We start from the raw sequence: 7,540 nt of genomic DNA on the forward strand, positions 1-7,540 counted from the left end.
CGGCTGAGTTCAAGAACTGTCTGGCGGATTTAAATGCCCGAAGGTGTGCCACTTCCCGGCAAAAGGGGTGGGGAGAACATCACGACGTATCGCTGGACTGCACAAGGTTGCCCTAAATACGTCGTCCAGTAGGTTTTGAAACATCGTTTGTGTATATCATGATGTAATTAATAGGTGTCATGATGTCGCGATCCGGCTTCAGTCAGAAGCGCCGAATGGCGAGGCGTCGTTTTTGTTTGAGACATTCGGTAGCTTTTTCTGTGGATTACACGGGGCCTAGCATATTCTGTTGACGGTGCGGTTCATGTTGGTGTTTTGATTCAGATACAGATCTGAACATCACATCTTTTGCGATGTATACTGCGAGTACACATGTCCAGTTTCGAGGAGCAGATAACGCAGGCTGGACGACCGACAAGAGGATGGTTAAGGACTTAATCGGCCTCGGGTTTTTCATGAAAAGTCAGAGGGTGGGAGTGATTTCGTGACGGATAAAGAGGGGGGAGAGAGTCTTCCGCCGGTCCGTCACGGAGTGTCCCGCCATGGCGAGCGCCATCCAGAAAATCGCCCTCAATGCGTCCCGTGATATCCCTTTCAACAGGCTGGTGCTGTCGCAGTCCAACGTGCGGCGTGTGAAGGCCGGCCTGTCGATCGAGGAGCTGGCCCGCGATATCGAACGTCGTGGGCTGCTCCAGAGCCTGAACGTCCGGCCCGTTCTGAACGGCGAGGGGGCAGAAACCGGCACCTATGAAGTGCCAGCCGGCGGTCGTCGCTTCCGCGCGCTCGAACTGCTGGTAAAGCAGAAGAAACTGGCGAAAACGGCCCCGGTGCCCTGTGTCGTGCGCGAGGCCGGATCGGCCATTCTCGCCGAGGATGATTCCCTGGCCGAGAACGTGCAGCGCGTGGCGCTGCATCCGCTGGACCAGTTTCGTGCCTTTCGCGACATGCTGGAGAAGGGCATGTCCGAGGACGAGATCGCCGCCGCGTTCTTCGTCGTGCCCACCGTGGTCAAACAGCGCCTGCGCCTGATGACCGTGTCCGACAAACTGCTCGAGATTTACGAGCAGGACGGCATGAAGCTGGAACAGCTCATGGCCTTCTCGATCAGCGACGATCCTGCGCGGCAGGAGCAGGTCTGGGAGATTATTGCCCAGAGCCATAACCGCGAGCCCTATCTGATCCGCCGCATGCTGACGGAAAAAACCGTGCGCGCATCGGATCGCCGCGTAAGCTTCGTCGGGCTGGACGCCTATCTTGCGGCTGGCGGTCCCGTCATGCGTGACCTGTTCGAAGCCGACGATGGCGGCTGGCTGGGCGATCCCACTCTTCTCGACCGGCTGGTGATGGAAAAACTGGCGGCAGCGGCCGAGGATATCCGAGCCGAAGGCTGGAAATGGGTCGAAACGGCTCTGTCCTTCCCCTGGGGACACACACGGCAGTTCGCGGAGATCGACGGGACGACCGTTGAACTTTCCGATGAAGAAGCGGGCCGTCTGACCGCTCTGCACAGCGAGCAGGAAACCATTGAGGCGGAATACGCGCAGGCCGATGAGTTCCCGGAGGACGTCGATACGCGGCTGGGTGAAATCGAGCAGGCTATCGAGGCGCTGGAAGAACGCCCTGTTTCCTTCGATCCGGCGGACATGGTCCGGGCCGGTGTCTTCGTCAGCCTGGATACAGACGGCACGCTGCTGGTCGCACGGGGTTTCGTCCGGCCGGAAGATATGCCGGTCGAACTCGAAGTCGATCAGGACGAATCAGACAGATATGACGACGCCATTGACCACCGCGGCGATGGCGATGATGCCGAAGGGGATGGGAGGGAAGGCGCACCCGATACCGACCCCGAGGAGGAAGACGGACTGAAACCGCTTTCCGATCGCCTGCTGACGGAACTGACGGCCTGGCGCACACTGGCCCTGCGGGATGCGTTTGCCAGCAATCCGCATGTCGCGCTGACCGAACTGCTTCACACGCTGGTACGCGATCTGTACTGGCAGGTTTCGGGCGCAGATTGCCTGGAAGCCTATGTCCGGGAAATCCCGCTGCAGGTCCATTCCCCCGACGTGCCCGGCAGCCTGCCGGCCCACGCGCTGCGCCAGCGCAACGAGGGCTGGAAGCACGATTTGCCGGAAGACGAGGCTGCACTCTGGCTGTGGCTCGACCGGCTGGACGACACCAGCCGTCTGGCCCTGCTAGCGCATTGCCTGTCTTTCGGGATCAACGCGCTGCATGAATCGTCTCATGGTCCGTCTCTGGCACGCAGCGTCAGGGAGCGGCTTGCGCGAGCAGGCCGTCTCGCCACTGCGCTCGCGCTCGATCTGGCCGAAGCAGGCTGGCAGCCAACGGTGGAGAACTATCTCGGCCGCGTCACCAAGGCCCGCATCCTCGAAGCCGTGCGCGAGGCGCGGGGAGCCGAGGCGGCAGAGCGTATCGCCCATATGAAGAAGGGTGACATGGCGCAAGCGGCTGAGCGGCTGCTGGAGGGCTCCGGATGGCTGCCCGAGGCATTGCGGACGAGGAACGTGGCGGAGCGAAGTGAAGGGGGAGCAGGGGTAGCTCATATGCCCGATAGCCCGGACGCGGTGGCGGCCGAGTGATGTCAGTCCGCTGACTGGTATTGGCGCCTTTCGGTCTCCGGAAGGCGCCTTTTATATGGGAACGACGACATCACGCCGGAATGGCTGTCGACGGTGGTCAGTGACGGGTCACCGGCTGCAGGTGTCGATCCGTTTCAAGCCTGAGGGCCGCTGTCCATAAGGGTGTTTTGGTATAGAAATCCCGCCTGTTGAGGCCGGTACCGGTTCGGTGCTCGTTGAGCAGTCCTGCCCAGCACAGTGGACGCAGGACATGGACGTACAGACTGGCGGTCAGCTTGAAATCCCGGTGACGGATCTCCTCCTCTTCACCCCCGTAGAGAACCGAACATAGTCGCTCTTCGGTGACGGCAGCCTGGGCTTCGATATTGATGACGTTGAGAAAGATATCCCAGTTGCCGAACAGCGGCTCATCGCTTCGGGTGTAAGGACTGTGGTCAACGACAAAGAGGAGATGGGTCGTTAACAGCATCCAGAGCCGGGCAGGCTCCGATCTGAGTTTTCTCGCCAGGTCGGTCAGCCGCAGGGTTCCCTTGAAATGCCGTGCGAGCTTCGCACTGAGCAGAACCTCATGCAGGATCACCAGCGGCGGGAAATCGTGTTCATTGAGGACTTTGTTAACGGCGTAGAGGTCTTCGACCGTATAGGCTGGCCAGTCAAATGCCTCGGCGGCCCACGCGACAAAATAGCGCTTGAGCGCCTTGGTGGGCGTGAGGCCGATCGGGCCGTTTTCCTCAATATAGCCGATCGTCAGCAGCGCGGCCTTCAGGATGAGGGCATGCGACAGGGGGAGGTCGGTGTCGGGCGAACGAAACGGATTCATTACATAAACAATGAACCAGGTCGGTGCGAGTTGCCAGTCTGGCTTTGCGACGTAGGGACGATCTCCGTCCCGCGTCCTTCATTGTAATGTCGGTTGTCGCCTTCATCTCGGTCATTAAAGGTGCCGCTCCAGTTTCCGTAAAGCGGATGGTCGGCAATAGTTCTCGTTATCCGCCGATGTTCTCCCCCAGACTTCTGATTGCTGCATGTGCAGCTGATCAGGAGGACATATCATGGAGAAGAAAACTCGTTTTCCATCGCCTACGTTAAAAGCGTCCGTGCCTTGGAATGCAGGAAAAATGGTTGGCGCCAAGCGGGCGCTCAAAGAAAAGCACGTCTGGGCTATTCGGTTCTGGCTGGGGAGCGAACAGCGTGTCAGAGACAAGGCTTTGTTTGATCTTGCTCTCGATAGTAAGCTCAGAGGCTGCGATCTTGTCAGCCTGCGTATCGGCGACATCGTGACCAGTGGTCAGGTACGTCACCGAGCCATGGTCGTCCAGCAGAAAACTCGGCGACCTGTACAGTTCGAAATTACAGAAACAGCCCGGGAAAGCGTGCGAACCTGGCTGGAACACCGAGGTGGCGGCCTGAATGAATATGTTTTTCCCAGTCGCCTAAGCCCCAAAGCTCATCTGAGCACAAGGCAATACGCCCGGCTTCTGGATCAATGGGTTCAGGCGGTGGGACTGATCCCGGGGGAATATGGAACTCATTCGCTCCGCCGGACTAAGGTTGCCATGATTTACAAACGAACCGGTAACATCCGAGCCGTGCAGATCCTGCTGGGTCATTCAAAACTGGATAGTACGGTTCGATACCTTGGGGTGGATGTCGAGGACGCTCTGGCACTGTCGGAAGCCACTGATCTCTGAAACAAACATGCCTCAGGAATTCTCTACCTCCTCCCTATGTGTACATGTTATGATGACACATGGGGAGGAGACCATGAGCCAGCATCTTTCAGATAACGCACCATTACCACAGAAAATCGGTGTTCGGGAGTTCCGGGGAAACCTGACAGCGTATCTGCGTCAGGTCAGACAGGGCAGTACGATCCTCGTGACGTCTCACGATCAGGTTGTCGCTGAACTGCGTCCGCCAGCTCCTTCCTATCGTCCCCATCGTCAGCCAGGAGCTCTTCGTGGGCGGATCAGAATGAGCGAAGATTTTGATGAGACACCGCCGGACCTTCTTGAAAGCATGGAACGCGACCTGTGAAGGTTCTGCTTGATACGCATGCGTTGCTGTGGTGGCTTTCGGGCTCCGACCGGCTGGGTGAGACTGCACGAGAAATTATCGCAGATCCCGTCCACGATATTCTGGTGAGTATCGTATCATTATGGGAGATTGCGATCAAAATCCGTATCGGAAAGCTTGATGCGGATATGAACGATATTCTAGCAGCCATTCCTGCGGAAGGTTTCTCTCTGCTGCAAATACAGCCCGAACACCTGCAGATTCTTATGTCTTTGCCTTTGCATCATCGTGATCCGTTTGACCATCTCCTGATGGCGCAGGCGCAAGCTGAACACGCCACATTCCTTTCAGAAGACGGGCAAATGGATCACTACCCCATCAAGCGAATACGCTGTTCGTGAAGCAGAGACTGCCGTCAGAACACGCCTCATCTTGGACGTCTTGACGATTTTTGTAGTTTCCCGAAAGCTGATGTTGCCACACTCACGTCAATAGGCCGAGTTTGGGACATTTCTGCCGTTCACCGACGACGTGGCGAACGGCGGATCTTATCAAATGCCGACTTTCAGCGTTTGCGCCTCTGATCTCATGGGCCGACCGACCTCGGCGGTTTGTACTCTGCCAGGTTCCGGGCGAGCCGAGGCGCTTTGCTGACATTCGTTCATCGGGCCGTCGTGTTCGGGAAGACCCAATGCTGGCCGTTCGCAGGTCCGATCCCATTGCCGAGAACCGGTCATCCGTTCAGCTTCGTGGGCTGGAGAATTGGTGCGGCCGGAGGCCGTCTTCAATGAAGGCGAATGTAGCAGAGATCGACAGGAACCACCTGCGGTCGATCCGCTTGAAGCGCGACACGAACCCGGCGCGAGCTAGCTCAGCGTCTTCCCCGGACTTAGCCGGAATGCGTTGCACTCCAAAGGGATCGTGCATAACATTGAGCTTTTCCGGGTGACTCGTGTCATGCCGATCGGGGAGGCATGAAGTGGGACTTGCACCCAACGCGACCAACATCACCGTGCGCCAAGTTCTGGAGAAGCTCGACGGCGAATTCGCCGCCACCGCGAAGGCCGTCGAGAACGGCGAATTTGCTTTGTGGGTCGGTTCGGGTATCTCGCGGAAGGCACCGAGCCTGGGCGGCCTCATCGCCGCGGCGATAGAATATCTTCGCATACGAGCAGTCGATCCGGCGACCGAAGCCGAATACATGCCCGCGCTCGACGAGGCGCTGCAGCTAGCCGGAACGGATCGAACGGCAGTCGGCGCCGACCTCCACTTGGCGTTCGTGGCGTGGGGAGCGCGCGATGCGATCGTCAACGCGCTCTGGAATAACTATTCCCGCGTCCTCGATATCCGCGTTGGTGCAGATCCCGGCGACTTCATCCTCTGGACGGCGATCGACATCCGGCGGCAGTTCGAAAATCCGCCACCGCCGGCAGCGTCGCATCTCTGTATCGCGCTCCTCGTGCTTGAGGGTGCCATCAAGACCATCGCATCCGGAAACTGGGACGGCTTCATCGAAGCCGCCATCCATCGTCTCGGCGGCAGCATCCCCGGAATCCTTCAGGTCGTCGTGGACCCCGACCAGCTCCGTGATCCTCCTGGTCAGGCGAGGCTGCTGAAGTTCCACGGATGCATCATCCACGCCGAGCAGGACGAGGGGCGATATCGCCGTTTTCTAACCGGCAGCCACACGCAAATCGCGATGTGGCCGAACAATCCGGACTTCGCCGCTATGCGGAACGAGGTGCTCGGGATCGCCACGAATCGCAAGACGATGGTTCTGGGCTTGTCGATCCAGGACATGAACCTGCAGGGCGTGTTCGCGGCGGCGACCGGAATCAACAAGTGGCCCTGGCCATGCGCGCCGGACGCCCCGGGCCACGTTTTCTGCGAGGACCAGATCACCCAAGGTCAACGCGACGTCCTGCGGATCGTCTATGGCGATGAGTACAACGGAAACGTGTCAGCGATAAACGCGGCTAGCCACATGCGGGCGTGGGGCGAACAGGTCCTGGTCGCCCTGGTGCTCAAGACGGTCGCCGACAAGCTCAACTGCCTGATGGGGCTCGCGCTCGACGCGAGCGGCAGAGGCGCGCTTCTCGCCCCTCTGACCGCTTCCGTAAACGCGCTTCGTGACCAGATGGCCGACGGCGCCCTTGTCGACAACGTGGACCAGAGCCGGACGCCCGCCGTCAACACGGGCATCGCTCTCTGGTCACGCGCAATGTCCCTCTTCCGGGGCGGGCAGCTCCAGCATGACCCGGCAGCCTACGAGCCGATCAGTCCGAATACAATCGGTCTGCTGGCGACGGACCAGAATGCCCGGGCGAGCAGGCTCGGGCATCTCGCCATCGTGCTCGCACTACTGGAGTATGGCCGATCGACAGCTCAGTGGTCGCTCGCGTCGCCTGCGAACGACGATCTGTCCGCCGGGGTCGCCTCGCTTCAGGCGTGTCGCGACGGAGCGCCTGCCCGTCCCGTCTTCCTCGTGAAGTCGGCGTCCGAAGCGATCCGCCTGCAGGCTGACGACGCCTATACCAACGACAATGCCCTCGTCATCCACTCCGACGACACTTGGCATCTCACGATGGCCTCCCGCTCAAGCAGGTCGCCATCAAGCGCGCCGGGTCGGACAGGATCGCTCGCCCCCTCCCATGTAAGCGTAGAGAGCCTCCTACAAGCGTCCAGCGACATCGACGAACTGCGTGCAGCCTTCGCCGCCGAGGTGATGCTATGACCTCGTCCCCCCTTATTGCCGCCATCCGCCAGCGCCTCAACGAAGCCGGATACGACGACCTACCGACTCCGTTCAGGATTGAATTGCCCCGGGTTTTGTGGAGACGGAACGACCCGAGAGGTAAGAAGGATTCATGAGCAACAAATCGAAGCGTTTTCCACCTGAGTTTCGTGACCGTGCAGCCCGCATG

The 7,540-nt window shown here is 59.4% G+C and carries 7 protein-coding genes; 6 read left to right on the forward strand and 1 reads right to left on the reverse strand.

Annotated elements, in window-relative coordinates; translation table 11 throughout:
* Positions 1–542: 542 nt before the first annotated feature.
* The gene (locus tag GOB90_RS07540; RefSeq protein ID WP_146887091.1) at positions 543–2,600 is read left to right on the forward strand and encodes a ParB/RepB/Spo0J family partition protein; all 2,058 of its coding nucleotides are present in this window, start codon (positions 543–545) and stop codon (positions 2,598–2,600) included.
* Between the two features lie 97 nt (positions 2,601–2,697).
* Here GOB90_RS07540 and GOB90_RS07545 read toward each other — a convergent pair whose 3' ends face one another.
* Entirely contained in the window at positions 2,698–3,420 is a 723-nt protein-coding gene (locus tag GOB90_RS07545) for a hypothetical protein (RefSeq protein WP_029604276.1), read from the reverse strand.
* A gap of 232 nt (positions 3,421–3,652) precedes the next feature.
* Between GOB90_RS07545 and GOB90_RS07550 the strand changes: the two genes are divergently transcribed.
* From GOB90_RS07550 to GOB90_RS18955, 5 genes are all read left to right on the forward strand, one after another.
* Positions 3,653–4,291, forward strand: a complete 639-nt coding sequence (locus tag GOB90_RS07550; protein WP_146887093.1) for a tyrosine-type recombinase/integrase — start codon at positions 3,653–3,655, stop codon at positions 4,289–4,291.
* A gap of 7 nt (positions 4,292–4,298) precedes the next feature.
* Entirely contained in the window at positions 4,299–4,637 is a 339-nt protein-coding gene (locus GOB90_RS07555) for a type II toxin-antitoxin system Phd/YefM family antitoxin (RefSeq protein ID WP_173571983.1), read from the forward strand.
* Entirely contained in the window at positions 4,634–5,017 is a 384-nt protein-coding gene (locus tag GOB90_RS07560; protein ID WP_010516858.1) for a type II toxin-antitoxin system VapC family toxin, read from the forward strand. The genes GOB90_RS07555 and GOB90_RS07560 overlap by 4 nt, the downstream gene beginning before the upstream one ends.
* 578 nt (positions 5,018–5,595) lie before the next feature.
* Positions 5,596–7,350 (forward strand): SIR2 family protein, encoded by a 1,755-nt coding sequence (locus GOB90_RS07565; protein WP_146887097.1) that lies wholly within the window; start codon positions 5,596–5,598, stop codon positions 7,348–7,350.
* Complete coding sequence (locus tag GOB90_RS18955) at positions 7,347–7,487, forward strand: hypothetical protein (RefSeq protein ID WP_206752469.1); 141 nt, start codon at positions 7,347–7,349, stop codon at positions 7,485–7,487. Before GOB90_RS07565 ends, GOB90_RS18955 begins: the two co-directional genes overlap by 4 nt.
* Positions 7,488–7,540: the final 53 nt, after the last annotated feature.

The sequence above is a fragment of the Acetobacter oeni genome (assembly GCF_011516825.1).
In the GTDB taxonomy this organism is placed as follows: Bacteria; Pseudomonadota; Alphaproteobacteria; order Acetobacterales; family Acetobacteraceae; genus Acetobacter; species Acetobacter oeni.

Coding starts and splice junctions, on each gene's coding strand:
- GOB90_RS07540 (WP_146887091.1), top strand. CDS start 543: ATGGCGAGCGCCATCCAGAAAATCGCCCTCAATGCGTCCCGTGATATC.
- GOB90_RS07545 (WP_029604276.1), bottom strand. CDS start 3,420: ATGAATCCGTTTCGTTCGCCCGACACCGACCTCCCCCTGTCGCATGCC.
- GOB90_RS07550 (WP_146887093.1), top strand. CDS start 3,653: ATGGAGAAGAAAACTCGTTTTCCATCGCCTACGTTAAAAGCGTCCGTG.
- GOB90_RS07555 (WP_173571983.1), top strand. CDS start 4,299: ATGCCTCAGGAATTCTCTACCTCCTCCCTATGTGTACATGTTATGATG.
- GOB90_RS18955 (WP_206752469.1), top strand. CDS start 7,347: ATGACCTCGTCCCCCCTTATTGCCGCCATCCGCCAGCGCCTCAACGAA.